This is a genomic window from Nocardia sp. XZ_19_385, assembly GCF_015355755.1.
Classification (GTDB): Bacteria; Actinomycetota; Actinomycetes; order Mycobacteriales; family Mycobacteriaceae; genus Nocardia.
Genome location: NZ_JACVEE010000002.1, coordinates 1,898,149 through 1,915,089, shown reverse-complemented (window position 1 = coordinate 1,915,089; position 16,941 = coordinate 1,898,149). Strand labels below are relative to the sequence as shown.

22 protein-coding genes are annotated in these 16,941 nt (G+C 65.7%); 6 read left to right on the top strand and 16 right to left on the bottom strand.

Translation table 11 applies throughout. The features are described from left to right. Positions 1-191: 191 nt before the first annotated feature. The 3 genes from IBX22_RS21595 (at position 192) to IBX22_RS21585 (ending at position 3,258) form a co-directional block, all read left to right on the top strand. The gene (locus IBX22_RS21595; RefSeq protein ID WP_309234718.1) at positions 192-935 is read left to right on the top strand and encodes a CPBP family intramembrane glutamic endopeptidase; all 744 of its coding nucleotides are present in this window, start codon (positions 192-194) and stop codon (positions 933-935) included. Positions 936-1,100: 165 nt separating this feature from the next. Next, positions 1,101-2,654 carry a hypothetical protein gene (locus IBX22_RS21590; RefSeq protein WP_194817311.1) on the top strand — a complete coding sequence of 518 codons (1,554 nt, stop codon included), beginning with the start codon at positions 1,101-1,103 and terminating at the stop codon, positions 2,652-2,654. A gap of 106 nt (positions 2,655-2,760) precedes the next feature. Beyond that, positions 2,761-3,258 (top strand): hypothetical protein, encoded by a 498-nt coding sequence (locus tag IBX22_RS21585; protein WP_194817310.1) that lies wholly within the window; start codon positions 2,761-2,763, stop codon positions 3,256-3,258. 51 nt (positions 3,259-3,309) lie between these two features. On the opposite strand, the gene IBX22_RS21580 is transcribed toward IBX22_RS21585, so the two are convergent. Further along, positions 3,310-5,511 (bottom strand): MMPL family transporter, encoded by a 2,202-nt coding sequence (locus tag IBX22_RS21580; RefSeq protein ID WP_194817309.1) that lies wholly within the window; start codon positions 5,509-5,511, stop codon positions 3,310-3,312. A 29-nt stretch (positions 5,512-5,540) separates the two neighbouring features. Continuing rightward, positions 5,541-5,969 carry an EXLDI protein gene (locus IBX22_RS21575; protein WP_194817308.1) on the bottom strand — a complete coding sequence of 143 codons (429 nt, stop codon included), beginning with the start codon at positions 5,967-5,969 and terminating at the stop codon, positions 5,541-5,543. A gap of 216 nt (positions 5,970-6,185) precedes the next feature. Here IBX22_RS21575 and IBX22_RS21570 point away from each other — a divergent pair, with 216 nt between their 5' ends. Genes IBX22_RS21570 through IBX22_RS21560 form a run of 3 tightly spaced genes read left to right on the top strand, consistent with a single transcriptional unit; the run spans position 6,186 to position 9,839 of the window. Then, positions 6,186-7,370 carry an MFS transporter gene (locus IBX22_RS21570; protein ID WP_194817307.1) on the top strand — a complete coding sequence of 395 codons (1,185 nt, stop codon included), beginning with the start codon at positions 6,186-6,188 and terminating at the stop codon, positions 7,368-7,370. Positions 7,371-7,403: 33 nt separating this feature from the next. Then, entirely contained in the window at positions 7,404-8,219 is an 816-nt protein-coding gene (locus IBX22_RS21565) for a phosphatase (RefSeq protein WP_194817306.1), read from the top strand. A 51-nt stretch (positions 8,220-8,270) separates the two neighbouring features. Continuing rightward, entirely contained in the window at positions 8,271-9,839 is a 1,569-nt protein-coding gene (locus IBX22_RS21560) for an esterase-like activity of phytase family protein (RefSeq protein ID WP_309234717.1), read from the top strand. A 6-nt stretch (positions 9,840-9,845) separates the two neighbouring features. Here the strand turns inward: IBX22_RS21560 and IBX22_RS21555 are convergent, their stop codons facing one another. The 14 genes from IBX22_RS21555 to rpsJ form a co-directional block, all read right to left on the bottom strand. Then, positions 9,846-10,337: an NUDIX hydrolase gene (locus tag IBX22_RS21555; protein ID WP_194817305.1), complete on the bottom strand. Its 492-nt coding sequence runs from the start codon at positions 10,335-10,337 to the stop codon at positions 9,846-9,848. Positions 10,338-10,414: 77 nt separating this feature from the next. Further along, the gene (locus IBX22_RS21550) at positions 10,415-10,864 is read right to left on the bottom strand and encodes a PIN domain-containing protein (RefSeq protein ID WP_194817304.1); all 450 of its coding nucleotides are present in this window, start codon (positions 10,862-10,864) and stop codon (positions 10,415-10,417) included. Continuing rightward, complete coding sequence (locus IBX22_RS21545) at positions 10,861-11,112, bottom strand: ribbon-helix-helix protein, CopG family (RefSeq protein ID WP_194817303.1); 252 nt, start codon at positions 11,110-11,112, stop codon at positions 10,861-10,863. Before IBX22_RS21545 ends, IBX22_RS21550 begins: the two co-directional genes overlap by 4 nt. 131 nt (positions 11,113-11,243) lie before the next feature. Then, the gene (gene rpsQ / locus IBX22_RS21540) at positions 11,244-11,516 is read right to left on the bottom strand and encodes a 30S ribosomal protein S17 (RefSeq protein ID WP_194817302.1); all 273 of its coding nucleotides are present in this window, start codon (positions 11,514-11,516) and stop codon (positions 11,244-11,246) included. Then, positions 11,513-11,752, bottom strand: coding sequence for a 50S ribosomal protein L29 (gene rpmC, locus IBX22_RS21535; protein WP_194817301.1), 240 nt, complete (start codon positions 11,750-11,752; stop codon positions 11,513-11,515). Before rpmC ends, rpsQ begins: the two co-directional genes overlap by 4 nt. After that, positions 11,752-12,168, bottom strand: a complete 417-nt coding sequence (gene rplP, locus IBX22_RS21530; RefSeq protein ID WP_040704375.1) for a 50S ribosomal protein L16 — start codon at positions 12,166-12,168, stop codon at positions 11,752-11,754. The genes rpmC and rplP overlap by 1 nt, the downstream gene beginning before the upstream one ends. 4 nt (positions 12,169-12,172) lie before the next feature. Further along, positions 12,173-12,979 carry a 30S ribosomal protein S3 gene (rpsC, locus tag IBX22_RS21525; RefSeq protein ID WP_194817300.1) on the bottom strand — a complete coding sequence of 269 codons (807 nt, stop codon included), beginning with the start codon at positions 12,977-12,979 and terminating at the stop codon, positions 12,173-12,175. Beyond that, entirely contained in the window at positions 12,980-13,381 is a 402-nt protein-coding gene (gene rplV, locus IBX22_RS21520; RefSeq protein WP_194817299.1) for a 50S ribosomal protein L22, read from the bottom strand. After that, positions 13,378-13,659: a 30S ribosomal protein S19 gene (rpsS, locus tag IBX22_RS21515; protein ID WP_019045020.1), complete on the bottom strand. Its 282-nt coding sequence runs from the start codon at positions 13,657-13,659 to the stop codon at positions 13,378-13,380. Before rpsS ends, rplV begins: the two co-directional genes overlap by 4 nt. Positions 13,660-13,674: 15 nt before the next feature. Beyond that, positions 13,675-14,514, bottom strand: a complete 840-nt coding sequence (rplB, locus tag IBX22_RS21510; protein ID WP_194817298.1) for a 50S ribosomal protein L2 — start codon at positions 14,512-14,514, stop codon at positions 13,675-13,677. Positions 14,515-14,547: 33 nt separating this feature from the next. Further along, the gene (rplW, locus tag IBX22_RS21505; RefSeq protein WP_030522697.1) at positions 14,548-14,853 is read right to left on the bottom strand and encodes a 50S ribosomal protein L23; all 306 of its coding nucleotides are present in this window, start codon (positions 14,851-14,853) and stop codon (positions 14,548-14,550) included. Beyond that, on the bottom strand, positions 14,850-15,524 hold the full coding sequence (gene rplD, locus IBX22_RS21500; RefSeq protein WP_194817297.1) for a 50S ribosomal protein L4: 675 nt from the start codon (positions 15,522-15,524) through the stop codon (positions 14,850-14,852). Before rplD ends, rplW begins: the two co-directional genes overlap by 4 nt. After that, the gene (gene rplC, locus IBX22_RS21495) at positions 15,521-16,189 is read right to left on the bottom strand and encodes a 50S ribosomal protein L3 (protein WP_194817296.1); all 669 of its coding nucleotides are present in this window, start codon (positions 16,187-16,189) and stop codon (positions 15,521-15,523) included. The genes rplD and rplC overlap by 4 nt, the downstream gene beginning before the upstream one ends. A 14-nt stretch (positions 16,190-16,203) precedes the next feature. Further along, a complete protein-coding gene (gene rpsJ, locus IBX22_RS21490) occupies positions 16,204-16,509 on the bottom strand; it encodes a 30S ribosomal protein S10 (protein ID WP_003938093.1) in 306 nt (101 codons plus the stop codon). Between the last annotated feature and the right edge of the window lie 432 nt (positions 16,510-16,941).

The window sequence follows — 16,941 nt, the reverse complement described above, 5'->3', positions numbered from 1 at the left end:
TCGGTGCGATTGGGCGAACTGTATCGAGCGTCCAGTTCCCTGCGGGCGCGTTTCGGGAAAATACTGAAACGCGTTCCAGTCACATTTGCGGGCAGGTGGCCATGAGGGCGCGCAGACGGGGTATGGCGTTAACGATGACGGGTCTTCCGGGGGATACAGCGGGTGTGGGATCGATCCGTACACTGGGCCGGGTGCTTCAGACGGTCGCCGAAGATCCCGCCCCGGTTCGCCGCAAAGTGCACGCCTATATCGATGTCGCCGTGGTCGTCCTCGTGCTGGCCGGAACGAATCTGATCGCGCACTTCACCACCGCGCTAGCGAGCATTCTCGCCGTCCCCATCGCGGCCGTCATCCTGCTCGCCCTGATGCGCAAACGCGGCCTCGGCTGGTCCGAGCTCGGCCTCTCCCCGCGCCAGTGGCGCCGCGGCACCGTCTACGCCCTGGCCGCCGTCGGCATCGTTCTCACCGTCGTAGCCATCGGTGCGCTACTCCCCCTGACCCGTCCGTTCTTCCTCGCCGACCGGTACGCCACCTTCTCCGGCGCGCTCATCGCCTCCATGATCGTGATCCCCCTGCAAACCGCGATTCCCGAAGAACTGGCCTTCCGCGGCGTGCTGCACGGCACCCTGGACCGCGTCTACGGGATTCGCGGCGTATTCGCCTCCGGCTCCCTGCTTTTCGGGCTCTGGCATATCGCCTCCTCACTGGGCCTCACCAGCACCAATCGCGGCCTCACAGACCTACTGGGCGGTGGTCTCCCCGCTCAGCTCGCGGGCATCGGGCTCGCCGTCCTCGCCACCGCCGCGGCCGGGACGCTGTTCACCTGGCTGCGCCACCACACCGGCAGCCTGCTCGCCCCCATCGCCCTGCACTGGTCGGTCAACGGCGCCGGAGCCCTGGCCGCCGCGCTCGTCTGGCACACCACCGTCGCCTGAGCCGCGCGAAAGGCCTTCTCCACCAGCGAAAACGGGAGTCGGCCGGGCGTTGGCGTTGACGTTCGAGGGGAGCCGGTTTACGCTCGCTGCGATCAAACGTATGTTCGAGCAAACTTGTCGCCACCGGTCCGGTGGGCACGTTACCTGGTTCAGGGAAGGTTCGCGATGCTCGACGAACAGTCGAACGGCGGAGCCGGCAGTTCTGAAATTGCCGCGTTGGCGGAGCGGGTCGCGACGGCGCGCGGCAAGCTGCCGTTGCAGCACGACGCGGCGCTGGTCGAGGTGCTTTCCGAGGAGGAGATCGCGGCCGAACGCGATCTCGCGGAATGGATTCGCGCGCAGCGGCGGGGGCAGCGGCGACGGGCCGTGCAGGACGAGATCGCCACGGAAAAGCGGGATCGGCGGACCTCGGCGGCGATCAAGCGGGTCGAGGAAGCCGACGCGCGATGGCATCGGCGGGCCCTCGCGGCGCGCCGCCGGGTCGCCAATCAGGATGCGCGGCTGGCGCAGTTGTATCGGCGGGCGGAATGGTCTTCGCGGGCGCTGATCGCGGTCGTGGTGCTCGGCATGGTCTGGGCCGGGGTGAACGTCCAGCACAATCTGGTGCCCAGCGGGGACATGTCGGATCCGCTGTACTGGCTCAGCTACGGCATCGAGGCGATGATCTCGATTCCGATCATCACCATCATGGTGGTGGCGACGACCGCGGCGCGATGGGGTCGCGAGCTGCCCCGGGGCAAGATCGTATTCTTCGAAATAGCGTTGCTGGGCACCACGATCGGGCTCAACGCGGGGCCGCATCTCGCCGCCGGACACTGGGGCAAGGCCGCGGAATACTCGATCGCGCCGGTGATGGTCGGTGTCGTGATCTGGTTGCACGCCTGGGTTTCCGCGCGGTACGCGCAGCTCATCGACAGCGTGGAAATCGTGGACGACAACGCCCGCGACCTGCGCCGGGAGCCGCCCAACAGCGCTGTGCCCCAGTCGAAGACGAACGGCCACAGTTACGAGCCGTGGTTGCACCTCAACGGAAATGCCCGCAATGGCAGCGAGATTCCGCTGCATCGTCTCAATGGGCATGCGGTGCAAGAGTTTCCAGAATCTCGTTCGGTGCCCAAGGTTCGGCACAACGGTCACGAGCGCAACGGCTATGAGTACAACGGTCACCAGCACAATGGTCACCAGCACAACGGTCACGAGTACCCCGCGGCCAACGGCGGGAACGGAACCAACGGGCACGCGGCCACCGAAACCCGAGTCAGCTCCCACGCCAACGCCTCGAGCCCCGCGACCAGCCCCTCGGCCCCGCGACCCACTGAAACCCAGCCGGAGCCCGTCGCCGCACCCCAGCCCCGGCCCGCGCGCACCGAACCCGTGGTCGAACAACTCACCCTCGACGCGGACCCGGGACCTGAACCCCGTCACCCCAGAATCACTCTCGACGCCATCGCCGCAGCCCGCGATGCCGTCGAGGAAACCCTCGACACTGCCCCCATCGTCGAACCCGACGAGGTAGACGGAGTCTGGGCGGTCGCGCGCGCCATCATCGAGCGCCGCGTGTCGAAGCTGCCGGTCGAGCAGGTCGCGGAAATATTGACCCTCGCCGACCAGTCCTTGACCCCTTCCGGCATCGGCAACGAAGTCGGCATCTCCTCAGCCGCCGTCTCCCGAATCCTGGACGCCGCCCGCAAGCTCCGCAATCCCTACGCCGTGGCCTGACCACCAACTCACCGAGACCTCGCAAACGGAGCAGACGGGTCAACACGCACCGCTGGACACGCGACGAGTTAGGTTGCTGCTTGCAGCGTGTGCAACGATCCGACGCGTGATGCGCAGCGTGGAGATCACCGCCGCCCTGACGGGACCGATCGACCGAGAGCATCGGTCGAGGCTGTACTGGGAGCGGCTGATCGAGTTGAGCCTGGATTGCTTCATCTGCGAAAGAACCGGGCGCACAATGATCTTGAAGTATGGCGCCGAGCGCGCGATCTGCAGCGGCGACACCGAGCAGGGCCAGCATTTCAGCGCGGCCCGCATCTCCTCCTTCGACCACACCCACGGCAACGATCGCATCGTGCTGCGCTCCATCGTGGATTTCTGGTGGGCGCCGTTCGACGACACCAAGCGGGATCTGCAAGCCGTCGCGCCGACTAAATCCCCTTGGGTCCGTTTACATCTCGGCTATTCCTGCCCGCACCGGGACGAGTCCGGCAAGGAATCGATCCAGACGAATCTGGACCGCCCGTACGAATTGACTTGCGCCCATTGCGAAACCGTCATGGCGGTCAACGCGGAAACACCCACGATCCGGCTCCTGCCCTGAACACGCCGAAGGTCCGCCTCCGAATCCGGAAGCGGACCTTCGTCTTTCATCTCACTTGCGCCGTTGCCCGGTGTTCGACCAGGCCCAGCCGGACCAAGAATCACCGACCCCGGAATGTTCCGGGTCGTAGTAAGTCTCGGCATACTTGCCCGGGCCGCCGCCCTTGCCACGACCACCGCGCCCCGGCCACCACGCCGCCCGCCCGATCAGCGCGGTCACGGCCGGCGTGAAGAACATCGCCATCACGAACGCGGCGATCCCGATACCGACGGAGATGGCGAACCCCATCTGCGACAGTGTGTTGTTGCCCGCCAGCATCATCGAGGCGAAGGTGCCCGCCAGAATGATCCCGGCGGCCGCCACCGTGGGCCCGGTGTGCCGCAGGGCCAGCGCCGCGGCTTCCCGCGGACTGCGCCCTTCCCGCGCTTCCTCCCGCAACCGGGCGACCATCAGGATGTTGTAGTCCGTGCCGAGCGCGACGACGAACAGGTACATGATCACCGGCAGCGTGAAGATCAGCCCGGAATCACCCTGAATGTGCTGGAACACAAGCACTGTCGAGCCCAGTGTGGCGGCGAATCCGAGGAACACCGACACCATCAGATACCAGGGCGCCACCAGGCTGCGCAGCAGCAACGCGAGCACCAGCATGATGAGCACCGCGGCCACCGGGAACACGATCTTGTAATCGTGATTCATCGCCGCCTTGAAGTCGACGAACACCGAGGTGATGCCGCCGACCAGCGCCGTCGTACCCGGCGGCGCGGCCTCGTGGGCGGTATCGCGCAGCGGTCCCTGCACCGTATCGAGGGCCGCGTCGGATTCCGGCGCGTCGGCCAGGGTCACCTGGAAATTGGCCACCGTCTTGTCGCCCGACAACTGGGCCGCACCGACCTGCCCGACGCCGGGCACCTGGGCCAGCGCGGTGCGGTAGCCCTCCAGTTGCTTGCCGGTCAGCGGACCATCCGATCGCAACAGCACATCGGACGGCTGCGTCGCACCGGCGGGCAGGCCCTTGAGCAATTCCTTGTTGTAGACCACGGATTCGGAAGCATTCGAGGTCGACCCGGAACCGAGGTCGAAGGTCGGGTTGAACCCGACGGCCAGCACGCTCAGCGCCACCAGCACACCGCCGGACACGACCGCGAACAGGCCGGGCCGCCGCCCCATCGCCTTGCCGACCGCCGCGAACCGCGCGCTCTTGGGCTCCGACCGCCACGCCTTCGACGGCCAGAACACCTTCGTCCCGAGCAGTGAAACCACCGCGGGCACCAGCGTCAACCCCGCTACCAGCGCCACCGCGACGGCGATCGCCAGCGCCGGACCGAGCGCCCGGAACATCCCGAGGCTGGACAGCACCAGCGCCATGAACGCGATGATCACCGCACCGGCCGCGGAGGTGATCGCCTCACCGACCCGGGCGACGGCGCTGACCATGGCGGTCTTCGGATCCTCGCCGGCGCGCAGCCGCTCCCGGTACCGGAACATGAGGAACAGGATGTAGTCGGTGCCGACGCCGAACAGCACGACCAGCAGGATGGCATTCACCGAGGTGTCCATCTCCAGGTCGAATGCCTTGGCCGCCATGGCGATCAGGCCACCGACGGTGCCGGAGATCGCACCGATGACGACGATCGGCAGCAGCGCGATCACCGGGCTGCGGAAGATCACCAGCAGCAGCACCAGGATCAGCACGATCGTGGCGATGCCGATGATGGCCATGCCCTTCTCACTGGATTCGGTCTGATCCAGAGTCGAGGCCGCCATACCGGTGATGCCGGCCTTCAGGTCGGTGCCCGCCACCCGCTGTTTCAGCTGCTCGCGCAGTTCTTTCACCGCCTCGCCCTGCGTCTTGTCCGCGGGATTGGTGACCTTGTCCATCTGCACCGCGATCACCTGGATCAAGCGGTTCTCCGACGGTGGTGTGGCCTGCACGCCGGTGACGCCTTTGACGTGTTCACCGGCGAGTTCGGTCGCCGTGGCCATTACCGACGCGGAATCGGCTTCGGACAGCGGGGCGCCGTCCGCGCGGGCCACCACGATCAGCGCGGCCGGTGCCGAGTTCTGCGGAAATGCCTGCTCCTGCAGCTGCATTGCCTGGATGGATTCGTAATGCGAAGGCAGGAACGAGGATTGGTCGGTGGTGGAGGCGAATTCCGGCGCCGAGGCCAGGACCGCGACGATGGCGACGACCCACAGGCCGATCACCTTCCACGGGTGATGGACGACGACACGCCCGAGTCGAGCAAACATGAGGGAGAGATCCTTTCGAGGTCTCGACGTCAGACGTCGAGGTCCTGGGTGCTCGGGTGCTGCACGACATCGGCCACCTCGCGGTAGGTCCGGGCGGGAACGTGCTCGCGGAGTTGCTCGAGCGTGTCGAGGATTTCGACGGTGTAGTCACCCGTTTCTGGTTCGTTGCCCAGGGGGTTGATGGATTGCGAAACCCAGGCCTTCCAGTCCGTCTCCCAGTTGCGCACGTCGGCCAGCTCGACCCAGTTCGACTGCCGCTTGTGCACCACGTACTTGCCCTTGCGGCTGCGGTAGACGCGAGTCACGGCGACGCCGGCCCTGCTGGCCTCGTACGCCTCGGCGATCTGCTTACCGAAGAATCGCTGTGCGCGGTGGCCGCCGGGGCCGACCTTCAAGGTGATCTGTTCGAGGTCCTCGGGTGCCTTGGTGACGTCGACGGGCTGTGGATCGGTGGACATGATTCCCCTCATTTCCATTAGCGAATGCGCAATTTTGCATAGGTCTAGTAGCGCCGGTGCCCCTTGCTTTCGGCCCGTCGTACCTGTTTGATCTGCGGTTTTCGTCTATCGTCACTATAAGTAGATGTATACGTATAACGCAAGCCCTACTCGGGCGGTCGGATTCATGGGATTAATCGGTGGCGGCCGGACAGCGCCCATGACAGGCTCTCCAGAGTGCGGGCCTATCTGGATGTGCTGACCAATCCGGCAGCGCGAAATGTGCTGATCCTTGGGGCGCTCGTCCGGATCCCGTTCTTCGCCGGCAGCGTCCTGCTCGCCCTGCATGTGGTGCAGACACTGCACGGCTCCTACGCCCAAGCCGGTGCGCTGACCGCGGTCGTCACCGGGTGCCGGGCCGCGAGCGGGCCGTGGCGCGGGCGGTTCCTCGATCGGATCGGCCTGCGGCGCACGATTCTGCCGTCCATTCTGGTCGGAGCGGTGTGCTGGTCGATCGCGCCGTTCGCCGGATACTGGGTGCTGCTGGGCCTCGCGGCCCTCGCCGGGTTGTTCGAGATTCCGATCTTCAGCGTGGTCCGCCAGGCCGTGATCGGGGCGACCACCGAGCGCACCCGGCAGTCCGCGCTGGCCTTGGAGTCGGTGTCGGTGGAGGCCGCGTTCATGATCGGGCCGGTGCTCGGCGTCGCCATGACCGTGGTCATGTCGACCACCGTCGCGCTGTTCTGCATGGAGATGGCGCTGGTTTCGGCCGGTGTGTTGATGTGGGTGCTGAATCCGCCGCTGCGTTCCCCGGATCAGCAGGCCGGCACGCCCGCTGTCCCCCGGCGCGCCTGGTTCCGGACCGAATTCGTCGCGCTCTGCGCCGGCGGCTGCGCGGCGATCACCATGCTCGCCGCCTGCGAGCTGACCTTCGTCGCCGCGATGCGCGACTTCGGCGAGCAGCGCTGGCTCGGTGTGGCCCTGGCGATCTGGGGTTTCGGCTCACTGGTCGGCGGCCTCGCCTACGGCGCGCTGCACCGGCAGATCTCGACCTATGTCCTGCTCATCGCGCTCGGCGCGGTCACTGTGCCGATGGTCTTCGTCACCGGAGCCGTGTCCCTCGGGATCACTGGCTTCTTCGCGGGATTGCTCTGCGCCCCAACGCTTGTCGCCTCGATCGACCAATTGAGCCGGATCGTGCCCGAGGGCGGGCGCGGCGAGGCGATCGGCTGGCACGGCGCGGCCATGACCCTCGGCAACGGGCTCGGCAGCGGACTCGCCGGCGTCGCGATCGACCTGGGCGGATACCGAGCCGGATTCGCCGCCTCCGCAGTCTTGGGCATCGGCCTCGGCGTGGGCTTGTCGCTGATGGTCAGCGCGGCGCGCAGCCGTACAGCGGTGAAACAGGACGCGATGTCCTAGCGCGCCCGGGGTCGCCCGGGGCACAGTGGAGGTATGGCGGTGGCGAGCGGTTCCCGAATTGATCGAGAGACGTTGCGAGAGCACCTGGTTCGTACCAGGATTGCCGGCGAGGTAGCCACCTCGCGCGAGGCGAACCTGGCGAACTTCCGGCTGATGGTCGCCCGCGACCCCGGCTACCAGTTCGGAATCCGCCTGCGCGACTGGACCTTCGAGGAAACCCTCGCCATTATGGCCCGCCTCTGCGGTGTCAGCCCCGACCCTGCGCACGAGCGTGGCGTCGACACCATCGACCCCGACCGCACCATCGATGCCCTCGACGCGATGGCCGAGCGCCTCGCGCACGCGGCTCGCCGCCGCTCCACAGTTCTGTTCGCCACCGGCCACCCGGCCACCTTGATGGGCATCTACCGCGCCGTCGCCGACAAACTCCGCACCGCCGGCTGCGCGATCCCCACCCCCGCCGAGAACTGGAGCTACGCCTCCTCCACCGACGGCCTCAAATACCGCGAAATCGCCTACACCTCAGGCGTCGCCGCCCTGGTCAGCAAGGACGGCGAATACCGCCACACGCACGACCCGCAACCGATGCAAGCCATCCTTACCGAACTCCGCGGCACCGGCACCTGGCCCGACCTGGTCATGGCCGACCACGGTTGGGCTGGGGCGGCCGGTGAAGCGGGCATCGAAACCGTGGGCTTCGCCGACTGCAATGACCCGGCCCTCTTCGCAGGGCAAGCCGAAGGCAAAATCGCGGTCACGGTCCCCCTCGACGACGGCGTCCTTCCCAGCCACTACCGCCCCCTCATCACCTACCTCCTGGACCGCGCGGGGCTCGGCGACACACCCTGATGTTCAGGTACCGGCCAACTCGATGTCGGTCGGGGACGGTAGGCATCGTGGGTGAGAATTCGCCGTAGTACCCGAAGCGCGCAGTTCGTCGCCGTCGCCGTGTGCGCCTCCGCCCTGGCCGCGGGCTGTTCGTCCGACCCGGCCGCGGACTTCACCGCCGCCAAGGACAGGCCCCTGGTGATCAGCCTGGACGAGTTGCTGGCCAAGAGCGGCGGAACCGCGGCGGTCGCCATCGCGAATCCGGAGCACGGCACCATCACCCGGCAGACCGACGGCGCGCTGGTCTACACGCCGGCCGCCGGGTACACCGGATCGGACAGCATCGAGGTGACGACGACCGATGCCGTGCGGCTGTACACCACCGACATCAAGCCTCTCGGCGAGTTCGGTGGCGTGACGGTGCAGGGCAGCGCGTACGGGTCGGCGCTGGTGCCGGTGCCGGGTGCCAAAGACGAGTTCTACGGGCTGACCGATCGCGGGCCGAATGTGGACGGCAAGGCCAAGAACGAGAAGCTCGCCGTCATCCCGGATTTCACCCCTCAGATCGCCAAGTTCAAGCTGGTCGGCAACAAGGCCGTGGTGCAGTCGACCATTCTGCTGCGCAATCCGGCCGGGCAGCCGTTCAACGGACTCGTGGATCGGTCGGCCGACACCGGCGAGACCATGAAGGACCTCAACGGGAACGTGCTCACGCCCACCGATCACGGCATCGACAGCGAGGGCCTGGTGGCGCTGGCCGACGGAACCTTCTGGGTCTCCGACGAATACGGCCCGTTCCTGGTCCATTTCGACGCCAAGGGCACCGAGCTGGAGCGACTCTCGCCGGGCCAAGGATTGCCGAGGGAGCTGCGGCTGCGGACCCCTAATCAGGGCATGGAGGGCCTCACCGTCACACCGGACGGCAGCACCCTAGTGGGCATCGTCCAGAGCGGCCTGACGACTGCCGGATCGAGTTCGCCCCGTGAGGTGCCGATGACCCGCATCGTCACCGTGGACCTGAAGACCAAGGCGGTCAAGGAGTTCGCGTACCCCCTGGAGAACCCCAAGGAAAAGCTCGGCGTCTCCGAGATCACCGCCCTGAGCAACACCACCTTCCTCGTGGACGAGCGCGACGGCGGCAAGGCCCCCAAAGCGAACAAGAAGCTGTGGACCATCGACATCGCCGGCGCCACCGACATCGGCCCGCAGTCCACAATCGCTGGGGCGCAATACGATCCGGACCAGGGCTTGCAGATCGACGGCAAGCCGCTGGAAACCTGGGTCGGCACCGTGCCCACCACCGACGGCGTAGCCGCGTTGCAGAAGGCCGGAATCACCCCGGTCACCAAGAAACTCGGTCTCGACCTGGGCGGCCTGGTCGACCGGCTGAGCCCCGACGGTAAGTTCTTCGCCCACGACAAGATCGAAGGCCTCGCCACCACCGACGGCGGAAAGACTCTCTACATCGCCAACGACAGCGACTTCGGCCTGGAAGGCTCGAAAGGCGACCAGCCGCCGTACACCTTGAAGGCCAAGACCCTGCCCAACGGCGTCCAAGACTCCGGCGAAATCCTCGCCGTCGACACCACCCGCCTGCCCGCCAAAACCGAAACCAAGACCATCCGGATCACGGTGCAGTAAACGCGACTACCGCCAGGGCAAGCGCAGCGGCTCGTCCGGAATATCACCGGCGAGCAGCCGTTCCAGCAGCCCGGCCAGGCCGAGCGGGAAAACGTGATCGGACGTAGCGCGCAACTCTGGCAACGCCCACCAGCGGTGTCCGGACAGCGCGTTGCGTTCGACCTCCTCTTGACCGGAGATGTCCACCTCGAAAGTGTCGGCGCGAACGAAGAAATAGGAGTCGGTCGCGTCATACACGGTGCCGTCGTCAGCCGACCACTGCCCGGCACTGACCGCGACCACCGGGCTCAGCTGTGCACCGTCGATCCGATATCCGGTCTCCTCGAACAGTTCTCGCACGGCACCGTCCACAGTGCTTTCCCCAGGATCGAGCCCGCCACCCGGGGTGAGCCAGCCAGGGTCGGGATCGAACGGTGCGGGTGGATTGAACCGGAACAGCAACACGCGATCCTCCGAGTCGACGAGGATCACCCGAGCCGTGGGTCTCTGAATTCCCATGTGAACGACCCTATTCGGCGCGGTACGTCAGGACTGATCGGTGGGCCGCGTCACAAATGATGTCTACGGCGAAGCACTCAGGAAGTGCCGTCATCGGGCAGGGCACGGAACGGGTTGCGCACCTCCAGCCCGAGGAACTCCCGGCCATGCTGAAGATCCTCGGAGAGTAGATACTTCGCGCCGGACTGGCCTGCTGCCTCGATGATCAATGCGTCCCACCATGAGACCGAGTGTTGTTCATGGAGGAAGGAAGCGTTGACGAGCACCAGCGGATCGGTGTCGATGGTGCACCACTCGCTGTAGGACGCGATGATGTTCCGCGCCTTGGGTGGGCTCATCCGCGGCGTGAATTTGCGGGTCGCGACGTTATAGAACTCCTGAAGCACCTGGGCACTCAGCAGACCGGTGCCATTTGCCCAGAGGTCCGAGAGGACATCCCGAGCGATCACATGCCGTGCGCCCGCCTCGGTGTCATGCGCGTAGACGAGGATATTGGTGTCGATGAAGGTCGGTTCGTTTACGGTCACGGATTCGCCCGCTCGCCGCGGTCGTACAGATCCTCACGCCGCCAACGAATCCCACCATGCCCGCCCGCCTCCGCCATCGCCTGGAGCGCACGCTCCCTTGCATATTCGTAGCGGTCCACATCCTGGGCCAGCTCACGGAGCTGCCGAGCCAGGAGAGCACTGATAGACGTCCCTTGCCGCGCCGCGATCACACGCACCTGCGTGATCACCTCTTCATCCAGTTGAACGGTCACATTCCGCTTTGCCATGACCACAGTCTACTGCGTGGAGCACAGTGATACGCGTGGAATCTCGTCAGACCCAGGAACAAGCAAAAGGCCCGCTTCCCAAAGGGGAAGCGGGCCTTTGCTTTATCGACTTGTCAGCCGTAGAGAGTGCCTTACTTGGCCTTCTCCAGGACCTCGACCAGACGCCAGCGCTTGGTGGCCGACAGCGGGCGGGTCTCCATCAGCTGAACGCGGTCGCCGACAGCGGCGATCTCGTTCTCGTCATGCGCCTTCACCTTGGAGGTGGTGCGGATGATCTTGCCGTAGAGAGCGTGCCGGTGCCGGTCTTCCAGCTCGACGACGATCGTCTTGTTCATCTTGTCCGAGACAACGTAGCCGCTGCGAACCTTGCGGCTGTTGCGCTGCCCTTCGATTTTCTCGCTCATGCCGCATCTCCCTTGCCAGCGGGTGCCGTGGCCAGGCCGAGCTCGCGCTCACGCATGACCGTGTAGATGCGCGCGATCTCGTGACGGACGACGCGCAGACGACGGTTGTTGTCGAGCTGACCCGTCGCCATCTGGAAGCGCAGGTTGAACAGCTCTTCCTTCGACTCACGCAGGCGGGAAACGAGTTCCTCTTCGTTGAGCTCGCGGAGCTCTGCGGCTGGTTTTCCGGTAGCCATCAGAACTGCTCCTCCCTGGTCACGATCCTGCACTTCATGGGGAGCTTGTGCATCGCGCGGCGCAGGGCCTCGCGAGCGGTCTCCTCGTTGGGGTACGACATTTCGAACATCACGCGACCGGGCTTGACGTTCGCGACCCACCACTCCGGCGAACCCTTACCGGAACCCATGCGGGTTTCGGCAGGCTTCTTGGTCAGCGGGCGATCCGGGTAGATGTTGATCCAGATCTTGCCGCCACGCTTGATGTGGCGGGTCATCGCGATACGAGCCGACTCGATCTGCCGGTTGGTCACGTAAGCCGGCTCCAGAGCCTGGATACCGAACTCACCGAACGCCACCGAAGTGCCGCCCTTTGCCATTCCGGAACGACCCGGGTGATGCTGCTTGCGGTGCTTGACCTTGCGAGGCATCAGCATGGCGTCAGCCCTCCTGATTCTCTGCCGGAGCGGCTGCTTCCGCGGAAGCGGCCCGACCGGCCTCGGTGCTGGTGGCCGTGGTACCGGCCGACCCGGACCGACGCGGGCGAGACGGACGCTCGCGACGCGGACGGTCGTCACGACCGCCGGCCGGAGCGGCGGCGGCGACGAGCTCACGCTTGCCACCGACGATGTCGCCCTTGTAGATCCAGACCTTCACGCCGATGCGACCGAAGGTGGTCTTGGCCTCGTAGAGGCCGTAGTCGATGTCCGCACGCAGGGTGTGCAGCGGCACGCGACCTTCACGGTAGAACTCCGAGCGCGACATTTCGGCGCCACCGAGGCGGCCCGAGCACTGCACACGGATGCCCTTGACGTTCGGCGAACGCATGGCCGACTGGATGGCCTTACGCATCGCGCGACGGAACGCCACACGGTTGGACAGCTGCTCCGCGACACCCTGAGCAACGAGCTGCGCATCCGATTCGGGGTTCTTGACCTCGAGGATGTTCAGCTGCACCTGCTTCTTGGTGAGCTTCTCCAGCTCGGACCGGATGCGATCGGCCTCGGCGCCACGGCGGCCGATGACGATGCCCGGACGAGCGGTGTGGATGTCGACGCGAACCCGGTCACGGGTGCGCTCGATCTCCACCTTGGAGATGCCGGCCCGCTCCATGCCAGTGGCGAGGAGCTTGCGGATCTGGACATCTTCCTTCACGTATTCCGCGTACTGCTTGTCCGCGTACCAACGCGACTTCCAGTCGGTGGTGATACCGAGGCGGAAGCCATGGGGATTGATTTTCTGTCCCATTTACTTTGCCCCTCCCTTCCGGCGGTTGCGAGTGGCGCCACCGGCGGTGGGAACGCTCTCGACCTCGATGGTGATGTGGCTGGTGCGCTTGCGGATCCGGAACGCGCGGCCCTGGGCCCGCGGCTGGAAACGCTTCATGGTCGCGCCCTCGTCGACATACGCCGTCGAGATGACCAGGGTGGCCGGGTTCAGGCCGAGGTTGTTCTCGGCGTTCGCCGCGGCACTGGCCACGACCTTGGCGACCGGCTCGCTCGCTGCCTGGGGCGCGAACTTCAGGATCGCCAGGGCGTCCTCGACTCGCTTGCCGCGGACCAGGTCCACGACACGACGAGCCTTCATCGGGGTCACGCGAACGTGCTTGGCCGTCGCGCGCGCAGTCGGATTCTGAGTCTCAGTGGTCATCGCCGCTTGCTCTTCCGGTCATCCTTGACGTGGGACTTGAACGTCCTGGTGGGCGCGAACTCACCCAGCTTGTGCCCGACCATGTTGTCCGAGACGAACACCGGCACGTGCTTGCGACCGTCATGGACGGCGAAAGTGTGACCGATGAAGTCGGGGATGATGGTCGAACGACGGGACCAGGTCTTGATGACCTGCTTGGTGCCCTTTTCGTTCTGAACGTCCACCTTCGCGAGGAGATGGTCGTCGACGAACGGGCCCTTCTTAAGGCTGCGTGGCATTTCTTACCTCCTCCTTCAGCGCTTGTTCTTGCCGGATTTCCGGCGGCGGACGATGAGCTTGTCGCTCGGACGATTGGGCTTGCGGGTACGGCCTTCCGGCTGACCCCACGGCGAGACCGGGTGGCGACCACCGGAGGTCTTACCTTCACCACCACCGTGCGGGTGGTCGACCGGGTTCATGACCACACCACGAACCGTGGGACGACGGCCCTTCCAGCGCATACGGCCGGCCTTGCCCCAGTTGATGTTCGACTGCTCGGCGTTGCCGACCTCGCCGACGGTGGCGCGGCAGCGCACGTCGACGCGACGGATTTCACCGGAGGGCATACGCAGCGTGGCGTAGGGGCCTTCCTTACCGAGCAGCTGGATGCTCATGCCGGCCGAGCGGGCCATCTTGGCCCCGCCGCCCGGACGCAGCTCCACCGCGTGGATGGTGGTACCGGTCGGGATGTTGCGCAGCGGCAGGTTGTTACCCGGCTTGATGTCGGCCGTGGGGCCGGACTCGATCGGGGAACCCTGCGTCACACCCTTGGGGGCGATGATGTAGCGCTTCTCGCCGTCCTTGTAGTGCAGCAGCGCGATGTTGGCGGTGCGGTTCGGGTCGTACTCGATGTGAGCGACCTTGGCCGGGATGCCGTCCTTGTCCAGCCGACGGAAGTCGATCAGACGGTAGGCACGCTTGTGACCGCCACCGCGGTGACGAGTGGTGATGCGGCCGTGCGCGTTACGGCCACCCGTGCTGTGCAGCGGGCGGATCAGCGACTTCTCGGGGGTCGACCGGGTGATCTCGGCGAAATCCGAGACGGAAGACCCGCGGCGGCCCGGGGTTGTCGGCTTGTACTTACGAATTGCCATGAGTTCTTCTCTACTTTCTGGATTCCCAGGCGCTTACGCGACCGGGCCTCCGAAGATCTCGATGGGCTTGCTGTCGGCCGAGATGGTCACGAGCGCGCGCTTGGTGTCCTTGCGCTTGCCGTAACCGAAGCGGGTCCGCTTGCGCTTGCCCTGACGGTTGGCGGTGTTGACGCTGGTCACCTTCACGCCGAAAACCTTCTCGACGGCGATCTTGATCTGCGTCTTGTTGGAGTCCGGGTGCACGATGAAGGTGTAGGTGCCTTCTTCGATCAGTCCGTAGGACTTCTCGGAGATGACCGGCGCCAGCAGGATGTCGCGGGGGTCGGCGATGGTGCTCACTTGCTCTCCTCCTGTGCAGCTTCGGCCGGGCCGTGCACGAAGGCGTTGAGAGCCTCGACGCTGAACACCACTTCGTCGCTGTTGAGGACGTCGTAGGTGTTGAGCTGGTCCGGAGCAATCGGCAGCACGTTTTCCAGGTTCGCCACGCTCTTCCACGCGGCCAGGTCCTCGCGTCCGACGACAACCAGGAACTTCTTGCGGTCCGAGATCTCGGCCAGGAAGGTCTTGGCGATCTTGGTCGACGGGGCCTGCCCGGCAACCAGTTCGGTGATCACGTGGATGCGCTCGTTGCGCGCCCGATCGGAGAGGGCACCACGCAGGGCGGCGGCCTTCATCTTCTTCGGGGTGCGCTGGCTGTAGTCACGCGGCTGCGGGCCGTGGACGGTGCCACCGCCGACGAACTGCGGTGCGCGGGTCGAACCCTGACGGGCGCGACCGGTGCCCTTCTGGCGGTACGGCTTCTTGCCACCACCGCGCACCTCGCCACGAGTCTTCGTGGAGTGCGTGCCCTGGCGTGCGGCAGCGAGCTGCGCGGTCACGACCTGGTGCATCAGCGAGATGTTGGCGGTGACGTCGAAGATCTCCGCGGGGAGGTCGACGGTGCCGTTGGTCTTGCCACCGATCTCACGGACCGGCAGCGTCAGGTTGGCCTTCTTCTCGAGGCTGGTCATGCGTGTGCACCACCCTTCACGGCGCTCTTGATCACCACGACGTTGCCGCGACGACCCGGGACAGCGCCCTTGATCAGCAGCAAGCCGTTTTCGGCGTCCACCTTGTGAACCGAGAGGTTCTGCGTGGTGACGCGGTCGTTGCCCATCCGGCCCGACATGCGCATGCCCTTGAACACGCGGCCGGGGGTGGCGCAGCCACCGATGGAGCCGGGACGACGGTGCACAGCCTGCGCACCGTGCGAGGCGCCCTGACCGGCGAAGCCGTGACGCTTCATGGTGCCGGCGAAGCCCTTGCCCTTGCTGGTACCCGTGACGTCGACGTAGGTGCCCTCTTCGAAGACGTCGGCCGAAAGCTCCTGGCCGATCTCGAAGGTGGACGCATCGGCGACGCGGATCTCGGCAACGTGGCGGCGCGGGGTGACACCGGCCTTGGCGAACTGGCCGGAAACCGGCTTGTTCACCTTGCGCGGGTCGATGGCGCCGAAAGCGATCTGAACGGCGCTGTAGCCGTCGCGCTCCTCGGTGCGGATCTGGGTGACGACGTTCGGTCCGGCCTTGATGACGGTCACGGGGACGACGCGATTGTTCTCGTCGAACACCTGGGTCATACCGAGCTTGGTGCCCAGGATGCCGGCCGCAGGCCTGCTCTTGTTATCAATAGTCATGTCTCGAGTCCCCGTCACTGAATGTTGACGTCGACGCTGGCCGGCAGGTCGATACGCATGAGCGCGTCAACCGTCTTCGGCGTCGGGTCGAGGATGTCGATAAGCCGCTTGTGCGTGCGCATCTCGAAGTGCTCGCGCGAGTCCTTGTACTTGTGCGGCGAGCGGATAACGCAGTACACGTTCTTTTCGGTGGGCAACGGCACCGGGCCGACGACGCGGGCCCCGGTACGGGTCACCGTCTCGACGATCTTGCGCGCAGACGCGTCGATCGCCTCGTGGTCGTAGGCCTTGAGCCTGATGCGGATCTTTTGTCCCGCCACGCTAAGTGTCCTTTTCTCCGCTTTCGTTCGTGATCCCGGAAGCCCTGAGGCGTTCCGTACCACCCTGCATTTACACAGCCCGAACACACGAAGACGTCTCACATTGAGACCACGATCGAGGCAATCGCCCGATCTCTCGCCGCTGTTCATCTGTCATGGTTCTCCGGTCCACGCGGTCGGGCGTGTCGCCCTTTTGCTGAGTCCCCAGCGCTGGATAAAACTTCATCTCAGGCTCGGAACAGTGTCCCGGACGTACTCACACCGGATTCCCGGTGAAGTACACGATGTTGGTACTCGCCTCGCTGATCCACCCCTTCCGCAGAAGTGGGCACGACCCTGTGCAAGGCAACCCGAACAGTATGCCCGACGCGATCCGCCAACTCAAATCCGCCCCCCGATCCCCGGTCAGACCGGCCTGAGCTGGCTCTATCG